Annotated in this window: 14 protein-coding genes and 1 pseudogene; 7 read left to right on the forward strand and 8 right to left on the reverse strand. The window is 67.7% G+C overall.

The features are described 5' to 3' along the window. Position 1 precedes the first annotated feature (1 nt). Positions 2-1126, reverse strand: coding sequence for a 3-ketosteroid-9-alpha-monooxygenase, oxygenase component (locus HFP15_RS09460; RefSeq protein ID WP_168513707.1), 1125 nt, complete (start codon positions 1124-1126; stop codon positions 2-4). Beyond that, positions 1123-2781: a 3-oxosteroid 1-dehydrogenase gene (kstD, locus tag HFP15_RS09465; RefSeq protein ID WP_168513709.1), complete on the reverse strand. Its 1659-nt coding sequence runs from the start codon at positions 2779-2781 to the stop codon at positions 1123-1125. Before kstD ends, HFP15_RS09460 begins: the two co-directional genes overlap by 4 nt. A 99-nt stretch (positions 2782-2880) precedes the next feature. Here kstD and HFP15_RS09470 point away from each other — a divergent pair. The 6 genes and pseudogenes from HFP15_RS09470 to hsaB all read left to right on the forward strand — a co-directional run bounded on the left by HFP15_RS09470 (position 2881) and on the right by hsaB (position 8367). Continuing rightward, a pseudogene (locus tag HFP15_RS09470) lies at positions 2881-4471 on the forward strand (FAD-binding protein). A gap of 114 nt (positions 4472-4585) precedes the next feature. After that, complete coding sequence (gene hsaA / locus HFP15_RS09475) at positions 4586-5761, forward strand: 3-hydroxy-9,10-secoandrosta-1,3,5(10)-triene-9,17-dione monooxygenase oxygenase subunit (RefSeq protein ID WP_168513713.1); 1176 nt, start codon at positions 4586-4588, stop codon at positions 5759-5761. Next, positions 5761-6606, forward strand: coding sequence for a 4,5:9,10-diseco-3-hydroxy-5,9,17-trioxoandrosta-1(10),2-diene-4-oate hydrolase (gene hsaD / locus HFP15_RS09480; protein ID WP_168513715.1), 846 nt, complete (start codon positions 5761-5763; stop codon positions 6604-6606). Before hsaA ends, hsaD begins: the two co-directional genes overlap by 1 nt. Continuing rightward, positions 6606-7508, forward strand: a complete 903-nt coding sequence (gene hsaC, locus HFP15_RS09485; protein ID WP_168513717.1) for an iron-dependent extradiol dioxygenase HsaC — start codon at positions 6606-6608, stop codon at positions 7506-7508. The genes hsaD and hsaC overlap by 1 nt, the downstream gene beginning before the upstream one ends. A 3-nt stretch (positions 7509-7511) precedes the next feature. After that, positions 7512-7646: a hypothetical protein gene (locus HFP15_RS43440; RefSeq protein WP_281355531.1), complete on the forward strand. Its 135-nt coding sequence runs from the start codon at positions 7512-7514 to the stop codon at positions 7644-7646. Between the two features lie 193 nt (positions 7647-7839). Continuing rightward, a complete protein-coding gene (gene hsaB / locus HFP15_RS09490) occupies positions 7840-8367 on the forward strand; it encodes a 3-hydroxy-9,10-secoandrosta-1,3,5(10)-triene-9,17-dione monooxygenase reductase subunit (RefSeq protein ID WP_168513966.1) in 528 nt (175 codons plus the stop codon). Between the two features lie 48 nt (positions 8368-8415). Here the strand turns inward: hsaB and HFP15_RS42645 are convergent, their stop codons facing one another. The 5 genes from HFP15_RS42645 to HFP15_RS09505 all read right to left on the reverse strand — a co-directional run bounded on the left by HFP15_RS42645 (position 8416) and on the right by HFP15_RS09505 (position 13439). Then, positions 8416-8757 (reverse strand): MFS transporter, encoded by a 342-nt coding sequence (locus HFP15_RS42645; RefSeq protein WP_246271542.1) that lies wholly within the window; start codon positions 8755-8757, stop codon positions 8416-8418. Between the two features lie 337 nt (positions 8758-9094). Next, positions 9095-9316 (reverse strand): hypothetical protein, encoded by a 222-nt coding sequence (locus tag HFP15_RS42650; RefSeq protein ID WP_246271543.1) that lies wholly within the window; start codon positions 9314-9316, stop codon positions 9095-9097. A 109-nt stretch (positions 9317-9425) separates the two neighbouring features. Beyond that, complete coding sequence (locus tag HFP15_RS42655; RefSeq protein WP_246271544.1) at positions 9426-9704, reverse strand: hypothetical protein; 279 nt, start codon at positions 9702-9704, stop codon at positions 9426-9428. A 1855-nt stretch (positions 9705-11559) separates the two neighbouring features. Then, a complete protein-coding gene (locus HFP15_RS09500; protein ID WP_168513719.1) occupies positions 11560-12348 on the reverse strand; it encodes an alpha/beta fold hydrolase in 789 nt (262 codons plus the stop codon). A gap of 251 nt (positions 12349-12599) precedes the next feature. Continuing rightward, on the reverse strand, positions 12600-13439 hold the full coding sequence (locus HFP15_RS09505) for an SDR family oxidoreductase (RefSeq protein WP_168513721.1): 840 nt from the start codon (positions 13437-13439) through the stop codon (positions 12600-12602). Positions 13440-13556: 117 nt separating this feature from the next. Here HFP15_RS09505 and HFP15_RS09510 point away from each other — a divergent pair, with 117 nt between their 5' ends. After that, positions 13557-13988, forward strand: a complete 432-nt coding sequence (locus HFP15_RS09510) for a winged helix-turn-helix transcriptional regulator (RefSeq protein ID WP_168513723.1) — start codon at positions 13557-13559, stop codon at positions 13986-13988. Positions 13989-14849: 861 nt separating this feature from the next. Here the strand turns inward: HFP15_RS09510 and HFP15_RS09515 are convergent. Next, complete coding sequence (locus tag HFP15_RS09515) at positions 14850-15980, reverse strand: steroid 3-ketoacyl-CoA thiolase (RefSeq protein WP_168513725.1); 1131 nt, start codon at positions 15978-15980, stop codon at positions 14850-14852. Positions 15981-16005: the final 25 nt, after the last annotated feature.

Below are 16005 nucleotides of genomic sequence, written 5' to 3' on the forward strand. Positions count from 1 at the left end.
GTCACACTCCCGCCTGCTGCCGGGCGAGATTGTCGGCGACCTCCGCGGCCCACGCCTCGTTCGCCTTGGTAGTGTCCACTTCGAACTCGAAGCGGCGCGTCATGTCCTCGGTGACCTCCTCGACGTCCACATAGAACTGTTCGTACCAGCGGCGCAACTGGTAGACCGGACCGTCTTCCTCGCACAGCAGAGGATTGTCGATCCGGCTCTTATTCTTCCAGATCTCGACATCCTGGAGGAAGCCGACGCCTATGCTCTTAGCGAACTTCCCGGCGATCTTGTCCGCCTGCTCGTCGGACACCCCGGGCAGCTTCTTCACGCTCACACCCCATTGCAGCACAAAGGAATTCGGTGTCACGGGGTAGTGGCAGTTGATCAGCACGTTCTCGATCTCGAAGCCCTTGAACGTGTTGAGCAGGTAGTTGATCATGTACGAGGGCCCGAAGTACGAGGCCTCGGACCGCAACAGGTTGTCCTCGCCGCCGTAGTTGGAGGCCATGCCCACGTCCGGGCGGCCCTTGGTGTTGAGGTACTGCGTCGCGATGTGGCCTTCGAAGACGTTCTTGAAGTACGTCGGGAAGGCGTAGTGGATGTAGAAGAAGTGCGCCATGTCGACCATGTTGTCGACGATTTCCCGGCAGTTGGACCCCTCGATGAGCACCGAGTCCCAGGTCCAGTTGCTCCACTCGCCGCTGAAGATCCCGTCGATGCGCGGGATCACGACGTCCTCGGGAGGAGGGTTGCCCTGCGGGTCGTGCCACACGAACAGCTGCTTGTTCTCCTCCAGGGTCAGCCACGACCGGGTGCGCGCACGCAGCGGAACCCTTTTGGCGTAGGGAATCGACATGCACTTGCCGTTGCCGCCCCAGCGCCAGTCGTGGAACGGGCACGCCACCTCGTTGCCCTTGACCGTGCCCTGGGTGAGGTCCCCGCCCATGTGCCTGCAGTATCCGTCGAGCACGTTGAGCTTGCCGTCCTCGCTTTGGAACACGACCAGTTTCGTGCCGAAAGCGTTGATCGCGTGCGGCTTTCCGTCCTTGAAGGAGTCCGCGAGGCCAAGGCAGTGCCAGCCACGCGCGAACCGCTCCGGCGGTGCGCCCGCTTCGATGCTCCGGACTTCTGTCATCGTTGCCCTCCGCTGCTCTTGTCTCCAGCCAGGTGCTCGGCGGCGAGGTAACCGAAAACCATCGCGGGTCCGATGGTCGCGCCGGGACCCGCGTACGTGTGGCCCATGACCGCCGCGCTGGTGTTTCCCGCCGCGTACAACCCCGCGATCACCGATCCGTCCTCACGCAGGACTCGTGAGTGCGTGTCGGTACGCAGTCCGCCCTTGGTGCCGAGGTCGCCGGGGACGATCTTGACCGCGTAGAACGGCGCGCGGTCGACGGGGCCCAGGCTCGGGTTCGGCCGGTTGCGCGGGTCGCCGTAGTAGTGGTCGTAGGCGCTGGCCCCGCGCTGGAAGTCCTCGTCCACGCCGTTGCGCGCGAAGCCGTTGAACCGGTCCACGGTTTTGATCAACGACTCGGCGGGCACCCCGATGCGCTCGGCCAGTTCCGGCAGCGTCGCCGCCTTCGCCGCGGCGCCGTGTTTGAACCAGCGTCCGGGCAGCTTCTGCCGGGGGCCGAGACCGGTGAACATGTACCGGTCGCGGTAACGCTGGTCGAACACGAGCCAGGTCGGGATGTGCCGGGCCGGTCCGTCGCCCTCGCCGTACATCGCGTGCACTGCCTCCACATACGGCGCGGACTCGTTGACGAACCGCTCGCCGTGCCCGTCGATCATCAGCGAACCGGGCCGCGACCGTTCGGCCAGCGCGAACCACGGACCACCGGGGAGCGGGATCGACGGCCCCCACCAGGCGTCGTCCATCAGGCCGACGGCGGCGCCGAGCTTGAGCCCCGCGTTGATGCCGTCGCCCGTGTTGGCCTTGGCGCCGACCGTCCATTCGGTTCCGATCGGCTGGCGCTGGTACTTGGTGCGCATCTCCTCGTTGTGCTCGAAGCCGCCGGCCGCCAGGACAACGCCGCGCCGGGCCCTGATCTCGCCCTCCGGGGTGAGCACGCCGGTCACCCTGCCCTCTTCGGTCATCAGGTCCGTCAGTGGCGTGCTGAGCCACACCGGGACATCGGCGCGCAGGAGCCCGGCGCGCAGGCCGGCCGCGAGCGCCTGACCCATGGACAGCGGACGGCGGCCGGTGACTCGCGCGCCGAGCCAGCGCAGACCGAGGCCGAACAGTCGCAGCACGCCCTTCGGGTGCCGCGCGATGAGGCTCAGCCAGCGATAGTCCGCCTGGGTGATCGGCACGCCGAGCGGCGCCGCGCTGTAGGGCGGTTCGAGATTCGCGATCTCCGGTCCGAGCAGGCGCGCGTCGAATGCCTTCGGCTCGACGGAGCGGCCGCCCGGCCGTCCGCCCGGCGCCTCGGGGTGGTAATCGGAATAGCCGGGCACCCACTGGAACCGGAGCGGGGTGTGCCGCTGCACGAAGGCGACGACCTCGGGACCGCGGTCGAGGAAGGTGTTCCGCTGCTCGGCGGGAACGGCGTCGCCCACGATCGCCCGCAGGTAGTCGCGCGCCTTCTCCGGCGTGTCCGTGATCCCGGCGGCGCGCAGCACCTCGTTGTCCGGGATCCACACGCCGCCGCCGGAACGGGCGGTCGACCCGCCGAACTTCGCGGCCTTCTCGAGGACGACGACACTGAGCCCATGCTGGGCGGCGGCCAGCGCGGCCGTCATCCCGGCTGCCCCGCTGCCGACCACGACCACGTCGAACTCGTGGGTCATGCCACCTCCGGATGAAACATGTTCCAGACGGACGGGCCGCTGCTCGCAGCCTTTGTCGTCACCATAGACGAGAACGTGTTTCAGTTCTAGGGTGAGGTCGTGGCTGGAGCAGTGGATGTCGTCGTGATCGGGTTCGGAGCAGCAGGTGCGTGTGCGGCCATCGAGGCCGCCGACGCAGGCGCCTCGGTGCTCGTACTGGACCGGTTCAGCGGCGGTGGCGCGAGCGCGCTGAGCGGTGGAATCGTGTACGCGGGCGGCGGTACCGCGCATCAGCGTGCGGCAGGTGTCGACGACTCGGTCGATGCGATGTACGACTACCTGCGCGTCGAGGTCGGCGACGCCGTGTCGGAAACGACACTGCGCCGGTTCTGCGAGCAGAGCTCGGACATGGTCGGCTGGCTGGAAGGCAACGGGGTGCCGTTCGAGGGCAGTCTCTGCCCCTACAAGACCTCGTATCCCAACAACGACTACTACCTCTATCACTCGGGCAGCGAAACGTCCGCGGGCTTCCGCGACCTGGCGAAACCGGCCGCGCGCGGGCACCGGGTGAAGGGCCCGGGCACGTCGGGGAAGTTGCTGTTCGCGCGGCTGGCGGAGGCGGTGCGCGGGCGTGGTGTGGAGGTGCTGTCCGGCACCCGGGCGACGGAGCTGATCGCCGGGCCGGACGGTGTCGCCGGGGTCCGGGTCCGCACACTGCGGGAGGCGCCGAGGTGGGTGCGTCGCGCGCACCGGTTGCTGGCGAAGTACGCGGCGAAGCCGGGAATCTACGTTCCGGCCGTGCGGAAGGCGCTGCACCGGCGGGCTGAGCGGCTCGAACGTCGCTATGCCAGGGAAGTGGAAATTCACGCCCGCCGCGGGGTGATCATCACGGCGGGAGGCTTCATCGCGAACCGGGAGATGATGCGCGAGCACGCGCCGGCCTACCGGGGCGGGCTGCCGCTGGGAACGGCCGCCGATGACGGCTCCGGCATCGGCCTCGGAGTCGGCGCGGGTGGTGCGACGGCGAAGATGGACAAGGTGACCGCGTGGCGGTTCATCACGCCGCCGCGTGCGTTCGTCGGCGGGCTGCTGGTCGACGCGGCGGGGCAGCGGATCATCGACGAGTCGCGCTACGGCGCCGCCGTCGGAGAGGCACTGATCAACCGGCACGAGGGCAAGGGCTGGCTGCTCGTCGACGACGACATCGTGGCCGAGGTCAAACGCACCGCCCGCAAGGAAGCCCTGTGGTTCCAGTGGCTTCAGTCGATCTACATGCTGCGTCAGGGACGCGTGACGGGTCCGACGCTGGCCGAGGTCGCGCGGCGTGCGGGCGTCGATCCGGACGGGTTGGCGGCCACGGTCGAGGCGTATCACGCGGATGATCCGATGAGAAAGCCCGCTGAGTACGCACGTCCGGTGCGCAAGCCACCGTTCTCGCTGCTGGACGTGTCGGTGAAGCCCAGCCTGGGGTTCCCGTGCCCGATGCTCACCCTCGGTGGGCTGGTCGTGGACGAGAACACCGGTCAGGTGCGTTCCGCCGACGGTGGTCGGATTCCGGGTCTGTACGCGGCGGGGCGGTCCGCGGTGGGAATCTGTTCTAACTCGTATGTGAGCGGATTGTCGCTGGCCGACTGCGTGTTCTCCGGGCGTCGGGCCGGAATGTCGGTGGCGACGGCCACGCGGTGATGACAAAAACGAGAACGTGTTCTAGTCTTGACGATGAGATTGCAGGTCTGACGAGGGACGGGACAACATCCATGAGCGGTGATCAGCAAGCGCTCCACCCGTCATCGCGAGCCGGGGCACGAGGGAAGTGAGGACCCCAATGAGCGAGCAGGACGCGGGCGCAGTGATCGCCGCGGTCACCGAGCTGCTGCCCGTCCTCCGGGAACGCGCGCAGGAGACCGAGGACACGCGGCGCATTCCCGATGAGTCGATAAAGTCGTTGCAGGAGACCGGTTTCTTCAAACTGCTGCAGCCCAAGCGCCACGGCGGCTACGAGGCCGATCCGGTCACCTTCTACACAGCGGTGAAGCTCATCGCGAGCGCGTGCGGATCGACCGGCTGGGTCGCGTCGATCCTGGGTGTGCATCCGTGGCACCTCGGGCTTTTCGACGCGCAGGCGCAGGAGGACGTGTGGGGCGAGGACGTCGACACGCGCATCTCCTCGTCTTATGCGCCGATGGGCAAGGCGAAGGTCGTCGACGGCGGGTACCGGGTCTCCGGGCGCTGGAGCTTCTCGTCCGGTTGTGACCACGCGACGTGGGTGCTGCTCGGCGGGCCGGCGTTCAAGGACGACCAGCCGGTGGACTTCTGCACGTACCTGTTGCCGATCGAGGACTACAAGATCATCGACGTGTGGGACACGGTCGGGCTCCGGGGTACCGGCAGCAACGACATCCTCGTGGAGGACGTGTTCGTGCCCCAGCACCGGGCGCTGAGCTTCGTCGCGACGTCGAAGTGCAAGACGCCGGGGCAGGAGGTCAACACAGGGCCGCTGTACCGGCTTCCCTACGGTTCGGTGCATCCGTCGACGATCACCGCCCCGATCATCGGGATGGCGCAGGGCGCCTACGACGCGCACATCGAACATCAGGGCAAGCGCGTGCGTGCCGCTTACGCCGGTGAGCAGTCCAAAGAGGACCCGTTCGCGAAGGTCCGGATCGCCGAGGCGTCGAGCGATATCGACGCGGCGTGGCTTCAGCTGACCAGGAACATCGACGAGCTGTACCAGGCGGCGTGCCGCGGCGAGAAGTTGTCGTTCCCGGCTCGCCTGCGGGTGCGGCGCGACCAGGTTCGCGGGACGGAGCGGGCGATCGCCGCGGTGGACCGGCTGTTCGAGAACTCCGGCGGCCGCGCGCTGAAGGTGGGCACGCCGATCCAGCGCTTCTGGCGTGACGCGCACGCCGGCAGGGTGCACGCGGCCAACGATCCGGAACGGGCCTACATCATGTTCGGAACCGGCGAGTTCGGGCTTCCCATCGAGAATGCGATGGTCTGATGGAAGGCAAGTACGCAGAGGTCGGTGACGGGCTCCGACTGCACTATCACGAGGCCGGCGCGGAGCACAGCGAGACCGTCGTGCTGTTGCACGGTGGGGGGCCGGGCGCGTCGGCGTGGAGCAACTTCGCCCGCAACATCCCGGTGTTCGCCAAGTCGTATCGCACGATCGCGGTCGATCAGCCGGGGTTCGGCAAGTCCGACAAGCCCACGTCACATCCTCAGTACTTCACGCACAGCTCCTCGGCCGTCGTCGGGCTGCTGGACGCGCTCGGGATCGAGAGGGCGCATTTCGTCGGCAACTCACTGGGCGGCGGTACGGCCGTCCGGCTGGCGCTGGACCATCCGAAGCGTGCAGGCCGGCTGGTGCTGATGGGGCCGGGCGGGTTGAGCGTCAACGTGTTCGCGCCGGATCCGACCGAGGGCGTCAAGAACCTGGGGCGCTTCCCGGCACCACCGGGGCCCAGTAAGGAGAAGCTGGAAGCGTTCCTGCGGGTGATGGTGCACGATCAGTCGCTGATCACCGAGGAGCTGATCGAGGAGCGGTTCGCGGCGGCCAGCACGCCGGAGTCGCTCGCCGCGATGCGGGCGATGGGGGAGTCGTTCATGCGGCCCGACTCCTTCGAGCAGGGCATGTTGTGGCGGGACGCGCATCGGCTGCGGCAGCGGGTGCTGTTGATCTGGGGTCGTGAGGACCGCGTCAACCCGCTTGATGGCGCATTGGTCGCGTTCAAGATGATTCCGCGCGCTCAGTTGCACGTGTTCGGGCAGTGCGGGCATTGGGCGCAGCTGGAGAAGTTCGAGGAGTTCAACCGGCTGGCTCTCGATTTCCTTGGGGGTTCCTGATGGGAATTCGCTCGCTCGGGTATCTGCGCATCGAAGCCACGGACATGGAGAAGTGGCGCGAGTACGGGCTCAAGGTGCTCGGCATGGTGGAGGGCAAGGGAACGGATCCCGACGCGCTGTATCTGCGCATGGATGACTTCCCGGCGCGTTTGGTGATCGTCCCGGGTTCTTCGGACCGGCTCGCCCAGGCAGGCTGGGAGGCCGCGAACGCGGCGGAGCTGGAGGAGGTCCGCCAGCGCCTGTCGTCGAACGGCGTGCCGTTCAAGGAGGGTACGGCGGAGCAGCTCGGCGACCGCCGCGTGTGCGAGCTGATCACCTTCGAGGACCCGTCCGGCAACACGCTGGAGGTGTTCCACGGCGTCGCGCTGGAGCACCGGCGTGTGGTGAGCCCGTACGGACACCGGTTCGTCACCGGTGAGCAAGGACTCGGGCACGTCGTGCTGTCCACTCACGACGACGACGCGGCGTTGCGTTTTTATCGCGACGTGCTGGGCTTCCGGCTGCGCGACTCCATGCGGATGCCGCCGCAAATCGTGGGACGCCCGGCCGACGGCGCACCCGCGTGGTTGCGTTTCTTCGGTTGTAATCCGAGGCACCACAGCCTGGCGTTCCTGCCGATGCCGACACCCAGCGGGATCGTCCATCTCATGGTCGAGGTGGAGAACACCGATGACGTCGGCCTGTGCCTGGACCGCGCGAAGCGGCGTGGCGTGCCCATGTCGGCGACGCTGGGCAGGCACGTGAACGACCTGATGCTCTCCTTCTACATGAAAACGCCGGGCGGCTTCGACGTGGAATTCGGCTGTGAGGGACGTCAGGTGGACGATTCGAACTGGATCGCCCGTGAGAGCACGGCCGTGAGCCTGTGGGGCCACGACTTCAGCGTGGGTATGCAGCAGTGAGTATTGCTCCTTTCTCGCGCCGGGCAGGACAATCCTCTGCTGCGGCTGCGGCTGCGGCTGCGGCTGCGGCTGCGGCTGCGGCTGCGGCTGCGGCTGCGGCTGCGGCTGCGGCTGCGGCTGCGGCTGCGGCTCGGGTAAGGGCGGGCAGTCGAAATCCGGCATGTATGACTACGCCGACCCCGGCATGGATGGCGGCGCGAACCCAGGTATGGATGACCACGCGAATCCCGGCACGGATGGCGACGCGTACCCCGGCATGGATGACCACGCGCACCCCGGCATCGCCGGGCAACCCGCGGTGTACGCGAACGCCGCTCCGGGAGCTCACACCATGATCACCCAGGTCGACTCCGCCCAGTTCCGCTCCGTTCTGGGGCACTTCTGTACTGGCGTGACGGTCGTAACGGCGCACGATGGAACCACGCCCGTCGGCTTCGCCTGCCAGTCCTTCGCGGCACTGTCGTTGGACCCGCCGCTGGTGTTGTTCTGCCCCAGCCGAACATCCCGAACCTGGCCGGTCATCGAGCAGGCCGGGCGATTCACGGTCAATCTTCTCTCCGAGAACCAGCGCGAGGTCAGCGCGGCGTTCGGCAAGCCCGGCGCCGACAAGTTCGCCTCGGTCGAATGGGGGCCGGCACCATCCGGTTCACCGATCCTGCGCGGCGCGCTCACGTGGGTGGACTGTGACCTGGAGGCCGTCCACGAGGCAGGCGACCATTACGTCGCCATCGGCCGGGTGAGGGCCCTCGGTGATCCCTCCAGCGACCGGCCACTCTTGTTCTACCGCGGCCAGTACACCGGTACGGAAGCCACGCGGACACAGCTTTTCGCCTGGGCCGGGCCTGACGACTGGCTTTGATACCAGGGCGGCTTCGATCCATAGTGGACACCGCGTCGGCGACATCATTCACGCATGGAAATCTCCTCTACCGTTCGCCCAGTGGTTCGCGGTCCGAGGACTGCGACATCTGCGATCAAGATGGCCATCGCAATGGTGACAACGAACGAATGGCATCGCCGCGGTCGCCAGCCGGGACAGTGAGTGCGCTGAGCCCGCCGCCGTTGCCCGCAGCGAGGTGGGGAACAGCTCCGCCTGATATGTGTGGAACGCGTTTGAGAACGCGTTGCTGATCGCGGTGTAGCAGAAGCCGAGAATCGAGACCGCCACGCCCGTGGTCGAGTAACCGAACGCGAGCCCGAAGCCCGCCATGCCAAGTGCGCTGCCGACTATCAGCCACTTCCGCTGCACTCACTCCATGATCGGAGTGGAGAGCGCGGAGTCGATGGGGTAGCCGAGGAACGTCAGCGCACTGGTCGTGAGCGAATGGGCGAGGTCGAAAACCCTTCGCTGCCAGGATGATCGGTACCAGGGAGCCGAACCCGTAGTAACCGAACGCCAGCAGTACTTGGAAAAGATACAGCATGATCGTACGGCTTCGCCAGGGGTTCGAATCAGCGCGCCGAATCGTTCCGGCTTCGGTGTTGCCGCGGACGCCTGTTTTCCGGCTCCGGCAAGGGAATCGCGGCTGTTCGCTCCGGTCGGCGAACGACGGCCTCGCATGTTCCGGCCGGTCGTGCGTGACGAGTCAGCCCGGTGACTCGGGCAGGCCGGCCTCCAGGGCCCAGACGATGGCGACCCCGAGTGCGCCGACCACGAACAGCCAGCGCCGGCCGCCGATGCCCAGCGGCGCGTGCCCGAGTAGGAATCCGGCCGCGGGCATGTCACAGAAGCCGACCGTGTAAGCCCAGGCCGTAGCGCGGCTGCGGGCGTGCGGAGGCAGCAGATCGGCCGGGTAAGCGCCGGTCACCGGCAGCTCCGCGCCGATGTCGATACCGCGATGAACCGGCAGACGACGAGCATTCAGACATTCGTGCTGGATGCGCCCGGTAGTGTGAAAACAGAGTAGATACTCAGCGTCAGCAGAAACGTTGTGCGCCGGCCCAGCCGGTCGGCGAGCCGGCGCAGTGCGATCGCGCCGACGAACGTGCCGAGGAACCCGACGCGAGCAACGGCTTGAGTTCGTCGCTGGACACGCCGAACTCTCGGGACAGCACGTGCTTACCTTGCTGGCGAGGAAAAGGGTCGTACAGGTCGAAGAACGTCGCCACACCGAGCACCGCGATCACATACCGGTGAGGCGGGGTGACGGGGAGCCGGTCGAGGCGTACCGCTGTTTCTCGCTGCGTGGTGCTCATGCTGGGCAAGCTACCCGCGCACCGCACCAATCCGGAATACCTGTTCGTGTAGTGGCGGTGGAACGTCCGTTCGATTACCGTAGTCCTCGTGGCGGGCCCGTCGTGGCCTCGCGAATTTGGAATTCTTCCATGGAAGATGGATTTCTCACTCATGGCGCGTGTGCGCGCCTGTCTTGTTGTCACGAGAACGGAGGTAGCGAGTGAAGACGATCGAACGGTGGTCGGAACCTGCACGGGTACGTGGTCTGGACGTCCGTCCCCTTGGAGCTGTGCGCGCGGTTCGTTCCGTATCCACGGGACGACTTGGTCAGGGACGGCGGTGTGATCCGGCTGGACATGATCGTGCCGGTGCAGCGGGCAGATGCTGACCATGCTTGGCCGGGAGTGTTTTCGCGGCACCTGGTGCACAAGGTCCGCGCCCACAACACTTCTCGCCTCCACGCCCAGGGGCGCACCTTTGGGCTCGCGGAGTGCGGGGCAGCCTGCGTACCGGTCGCGCCGACCTCGGGTCGCGTCCGGTGCCCGGTCTGCTGGCCATGGCCGGACGTGAATTCCCAGTTCGCTGAGCCGAACAGTGTGCTGGGAACGGTGCGATACCAAGAGGTCGGATGACGGTGCAATCTACTTCATCGAAGGGAGTGGTGTGATTGAGTGATGAGGTCGCGCGAGCGCGCTCGACGCGCCGAGGTACCTGCCGCCTGTGAGGATTGTGACTTGAGGAACGCGATGGCGATGCCTTGCCTAACGCCGACGCGATGCCACCCTGTTCGGAACGCGGCCGAGTTCCGAACAGGGGACATCGTGGCTGTGTCGGGAAGGTGAACGGAGAATTCGAGGTCACCCCCGTGCGTACCGTGCGACGTTGGCGCCGACCTGCGAGGAGTACGCGGCGGTGGGCGTAAACCAGCTGACCGTAGACGTTGGTGGTGGTGGCGGCAGGTGACACGGTCGGCCCCGGGTGGAGCGGCGGACTCTTCGTCTGGGACACAGCGCGAGTGACTGTCCTTTATGGAGTATTCCGTACGCCGCTCGGGCAGGCGTGGCGTGACCGGACTGAGCTCTTGCGAGGGGCGGCGATCGAGTCCGGCGCAAGGCGCGGACGGTGGCATCCGCCGAGACTCTGCGCGACGAGTACGGCTCGTGTGGTGGCGCGACGAGCTCGAGGAATCGGGCTGGATGCACAGCCCGGCCCGATTCCTCGGATGCCGCCCTTTCCGGCGACGGTCGGTTCCGGGCTGCGATCTTGAATCAGGATGAGCGGATAACGGCGCGATTTACTGCGGAATTGACAGGTGAAATCGCGATAATTGCGTTGACGATTTCCGATCTGAAAATTGCCGTCGTATGCGTATGGCGGAAGATTGTGTTACGCCATGCGTCGAATCGGTCGCCCCGAGTTGGGGATTCTGACGCCGGCCGAGGTCGGCGGCGAACGTGACGGCGGCACGAGCATCCGGTCGCACGGAACGGTGTGCCAATGCACCTTCGAGCGCGAGCCGCCGGGCGACGCACTCGCCCAACGCATGCCCCGGCGTCTGCGCGGTTCGGCCGCGAGGAGTCGTCCCGAACGCTGGGGCCGCGTCGGAAGAATGTTGCGAAGGCGGCACTTACCACGGCAGATCCGACCGAGTGGTAGCGGGTGCGAGCGCCATCGGGCACAAGCCATCCGTAACAGAGCGAGGGACCCCCAGACGGCGCCGAACTGGGGGAGGAAAGGCGCGGCCTGGGGGCCGTTCGCCCCGGCGCTCGAGGGGGAGTGTGCGCCGGAGCGCGACCGATGTGAAACTGGGGAGGATGACACCGGCCGCTACAACCAGAGTACAACTCTCTTGGCGGTTTAGCTGGTGCCCGCGAATCAGGCGAGCAGGTCGGTGAGCAGTTCGTCGAGTGCCGTCGCGAAGGCCTTCGGATTCCGCTGAGGTGCCAAATGCGCGCCGGGCATTTCCACGAATGGCAAACCGAGTTCCAGTGCCAGCGACCGCGCCGGTCGATAGTGATAGTAACCGCGGCTGCCCTCTCCCGCGGCGAGCACGAGCGGCACTTGAGCGCCACGCAACGCATCCACGTCGGGAAGGTAGTCATAGAAGCCGACGAGCTCACGGGCGAACAACGTCCGCCACTCGTTCTCGTTCGGTAGCCGGACCGTCTTCAAATCGGGCAACGCGGCACCGGCGATCGAGCGGAGAAAGTTCTTGAAAGCGCCCACCAGGTCGTCGCTCGTCGCCTGTTCCGTCGCGAACTCGAGCCATTCTTCCGCGTCGGGCAGCAGTCGCACGGCCGGTGGCTCGTGCGCGACGAGTCCGTCCACGGCTTCGGGATGCCGCGTCGCGAGCGCGAGCGCGATCTGCGCACCCGCGCTGCTGCCGAACACGAGCGCTTTGCCGTACCCGAAGTGCTCGATCACGGCGCGGGCGTCATCGGCGTGCCGTTCCACGCTCAGCGGCCCGCCGCCGGTGCTGCGGAAATGCCCCCGGCGGTCGTAGACAAGTACGGAGTAGGCCTCGCCAAGACGTTCGGCGAGTGCGATGTAACTGTCCGCGGAGCCGATCCCGCCCGCGATCATCAGCAACGGCGGACCGTCCCCGAGACGCCGCACGAACAGTTCGGCGTCCTGCACAGAACACCTGCCGTCCTCGGAGAGCATGGCGGAAAGTCAAGCACAACCCGACGGGGCGGCGCGACGCAGGAGGGTGCGTGGTGCCCGTCACACATTGACCCGAGCATCGGAGCAGCGCCAAGCGGCATGCGACGGGTGAGGCCAACGACGTGCGGTTACGGGCTTGTTCGAAATGGACGGTTGTGTGGTTGTCGGTCCTGCATGCCTGCCTTGCCGGGCGCCTGAGCCGGCCATGCGGTGGCCGGGTGCCCACGACGGTGCGTGGGCACCTCCGGCGGTCAGACCGCCGAGGCGATCGTGTCGGCGATCGGGGTCGTGGCGTGGCCGATGAGGGCACGCAGCTCGCCGGTCACGTCGCCGAGCAGGCCGGCCTTCGTGTCACCGTCGAGCGCCACGACGAACTGCGCCGTTGCTTCCGGCAGGCTCGCCTCGATCAGGGCGGCCTTGTGCTGTTCGGGGCCGAGATCGGTGTAGGTGATCGTCTTACCGGATGCCTTGGCGATCGCGGCCGCGAGCTCGTCGTAGGTCCACGAGTCGTCGCCGGAGAGTTCGTAGGTTTTGTTCTCATGTCCGGTCGAGGTGAGGATCTCGACCGCGGCGGCGGCGAAATCCGCCCGTGCTGCGCTGGCGACGCGGCCGTGACCGGCGCTGCCGACAAAACCGCCGGTGCGCAGCGCCTGCTCGATGGTCGGCAGGTAGTTCTCGTTGTACCAGCCGTTCCGCAGAATCGTGAACGGCAAACCGGACTCGCGGATGAGTTCCTCGGTCGCCTTGTGTTCTGGCGCGAGGATCAGCGGACTGGTGTCGGCCTTCGGCGCGCTGGTGTATACGAGGTGTTGGACGCCCGCCTTCTGCGCGGCCCGTACGACCGCTTCGTGCTGCTCGACGCGCTTGCCCACCTCGCTACCGGAAATGAGCAGGACCTTGTCGGCGCCTTCGAGCGCGGCAGCAAGCGTTTCCGGCTGGTTGTAGTCGGCCTTGCGAACCGCGACACCCAGGTCAGCTGCCTTCTCGGGCGAGCGGACAGCGGCCACAATCTGGCCGGCGGGGACCGTGGCCTTCAGGCCCTCGACGACGAGACGGCCGAGCTGGCCGTTCGCGGCGGTAACGACGATCATGCGTGACTCCTTCACTCCGTGCTACTCCTTCGAAGTTAGTACTAACTTTTCGAAAGTGCCAACTAGGAGTAAGTGTGGTCACATTGAACGGTGCTGTGGGAACGGTATTTTGGAAGCATGGCCAGTCCGGCGACCTCGCCCGCCCCGTCCGAAGAGGACGGCGCGGAACTGGAGCACGACCGGTTGATCGCGGACGTGTTCGCACGCGCATGCACCTCGCGCGGCATCCTCGAGCACGTGACGGGGCGCTGGGGGACGCTCGCGCTCGCCGCGCTGGCCGAGGGTCCGTTCCGGTTCAACGCGTTGCGGCGCAAGGTGGACGGCGTCAGCGAGAAGATGCTGGCGCAGACCCTCCAGGCACTCGAACGCGACGGTTTCGTGCACCGCGAGGCGGAGCCGACGATTCCGCCGCGCGTCGAGTACAGCCTCACCTTGAGTGGTCGCGCTCTTGCCGAGAAGCTGCGGGATCTCATCGAGTTCGTCGAAGCCCAGGTGCCCGATGTGACGGCCGCCCGCACCCGCTACGACGCGGCGAAGGCGCGCGCGTAGCTCTGGCCGCGCGGCGGCGACGTCGCGACCCGAGTTTGCTCGAGTCCTCGCGGGCGGCCACACGAGGGTTTTCGTCGAGTGTCTTGATCCAGAGGCTCGCGGCGACTGACGAATGCGGGAAGCCATCGCGGCGGCGACCGGTGCGTGCGCCAAGTGATGGAGGCGGCGCGTGATTGCCGGCAGCCCGCACCGACGCGGAGCGGTGTCGCCTGTGGCGGGCCGCTGGCTGACGGCCTGCGGCGGCGGCCAGATGGCAATGAAGGGCCCGGCGGTCACGAGGCTCCGCTACGGAGCGAAGGCCCGATGGCGGTGGAAGTCCTGCGGTGGGGCGCTGGCCGGATGGCGGCCGAGGCACCTGCCGTGGAGCGGTGGGCGTGGCGGCGGGAGGCCAGTCGTCAGGCGCTGGCTGCATAGCGGCGGATGCCCTGCCGCGGAGCGGTTGCCGTGGGGCGCTGGCCGGATGGCCGGGGCCCTGCCGTGAAGCGGCGGGTGCGGCGGCCGAGGCTCCGTCATGGGGCGCTGGGCCGATGGTGGCGGAGGTCGGCGTGAACCGCTGGCCTGTGGCGGCAAGGTCCTGCAGCGCTGGCCGGACGGCGGCCATCCTGCTGTGGAGCGGTCTGCCATGGAGCGTCGGGCGTCGCGGCGGGAGTTCCGCTGAAGCGCGTGGGCCAGTCGGCGGCGGAGCCGCACGGAAGTTTCGCCGCAGCGAGCCCCGGCCGCCCCGGGCCGGAGCCACGGCTTCAGCACGCGACCACGTCAGCACGCCAGCACGCGACGCCGTCAGCCGGGGCGGCTCGCGGCGGTCGGCGGGCCGAGGGTGCTCGGGCCGCCGACCTGCCGCGGGCCGACCATCTCAGCGCGCTACAACCGCTCCAGGATGGTTGCCGTCGACAAGGCACCGCCGGCGCACATTGTCACCAGGGCGGTCGTCTGGTCGCGTCGTTCCAGTTCGTGCAGAGCGGTGGTGAGCAGGCGGGTGCCCGTGCTGCCGACCGGGTGTCCCAACGCGATCGCGCCGCCGTTGACGTTCACGCGTGCCGGGTCGGGCTCGTGCACCTGCTGCCACGACAGCACGACCGACGCGAACGCCTCGTTCACCTCGAACAAGTCCACGTCGCCGATCTTCATGCCCGCCTTCGCCAGTACGCGTTCGGTCGCCTGGACCGGCCCATCGAGGTGGTAATACGGCTCGGCGCCGACCAGCGCCTGCGCCCGCAGCCGCGCCCGTGGCCGCAGGCCCAGCTCACGCGCCCGCGCCGCGTCCATCAGCAGCACCGCCGACGCGCCATCGGAAATCTGCGACGAAGTACCCGCCGTGTGCATCCCGCCGTCGAGCACCGGCTTCAAACCGGCCAGCCCCTCCATCGTCGTCTCGCGCAGGCCCTGGTCCTTGCTCACCAGCCCGTCCGGCGTCTTCACCGGCACGATTTCCCGGTCGAAACGCGACTCCGCCCACGCGGCAGCCGCCTTCTGCTGCGACGCCACGCCGAACCGGTCGACGTCCTCCCGCGTCAGTCCGCGCCGCTCCGCGATCCGTTCCGCGGCACCGTACTGGTTCGGCATATCGACAGCCCACGAGTCCGGCCTCGGCTTCCCGACGTCGACACCGACGTTCGCGCCGAGCGGCACCCGGGACATCGCCTCGACGCCGCACGACATGCCGATGTCGATCGTGCCCGCGGCGATGAGCCCCGCGATCAGATGCGTCGCCTGCTGCGCCGACCCGCACTGCGCGTCGATCGTCGTCGCGCCCGTTGCTTCCGGCAGTCCGGCATGCAGCCACGCGGTGCGGGTGACGTTGCCCGCCTGCTCGCCCGCTTGCGTGACACAGCCGCCGATCACCTGCTCGACCAGTGCCGGATCGAGACCGGCCCGCTCCAGCAGCCCAGCCTGCGCCCCACCGAGCAGCTCCGCCGCGTGCAACCCGGACAACCAACCACGGCGCTTGCCGATCGGGGTCCGCACGGCCTCGACGATGACGGGATCACCCACCGCGCTCTCCTTCCTCTCGTTGACT

Source organism: Amycolatopsis acididurans, assembly GCF_012328925.1.
GTDB lineage: Bacteria > Actinomycetota > Actinomycetes > Mycobacteriales > Pseudonocardiaceae > Amycolatopsis_E > Amycolatopsis_E acididurans.

Bases quoted from the DNA above. Each gene is read 5' to 3' on its own strand.
- HFP15_RS09460 (WP_168513707.1), bottom strand. From the start codon at position 1,126: ATGACAGAAGTCCGGAGCATCGAAGCGGGCGCACCGCCGGAGCGGTTC.
- kstD (WP_168513709.1), bottom strand. From the start codon at position 2,781: ATGACCCACGAGTTCGACGTGGTCGTGGTCGGCAGCGGGGCAGCCGGG.
- hsaA (WP_168513713.1), top strand. From the start codon at position 4,586: ATGAGCGAGCAGGACGCGGGCGCAGTGATCGCCGCGGTCACCGAGCTG.
- hsaD (WP_168513715.1), top strand. From the start codon at position 5,761: ATGGAAGGCAAGTACGCAGAGGTCGGTGACGGGCTCCGACTGCACTAT.
- hsaC (WP_168513717.1), top strand. From the start codon at position 6,606: ATGGGAATTCGCTCGCTCGGGTATCTGCGCATCGAAGCCACGGACATG.
- hsaB (WP_168513966.1), top strand. From the start codon at position 7,840: ATGATCACCCAGGTCGACTCCGCCCAGTTCCGCTCCGTTCTGGGGCAC.
- HFP15_RS42655 (WP_246271544.1), bottom strand. From the start codon at position 9,704: ATGAGCACCACGCAGCGAGAAACAGCGGTACGCCTCGACCGGCTCCCC.
- HFP15_RS09500 (WP_168513719.1), bottom strand. From the start codon at position 12,348: ATGCTCTCCGAGGACGGCAGGTGTTCTGTGCAGGACGCCGAACTGTTC.
- HFP15_RS09505 (WP_168513721.1), bottom strand. From the start codon at position 13,439: ATGATCGTCGTTACCGCCGCGAACGGCCAGCTCGGCCGTCTCGTCGTC.
- HFP15_RS09510 (WP_168513723.1), top strand. From the start codon at position 13,557: ATGGCCAGTCCGGCGACCTCGCCCGCCCCGTCCGAAGAGGACGGCGCG.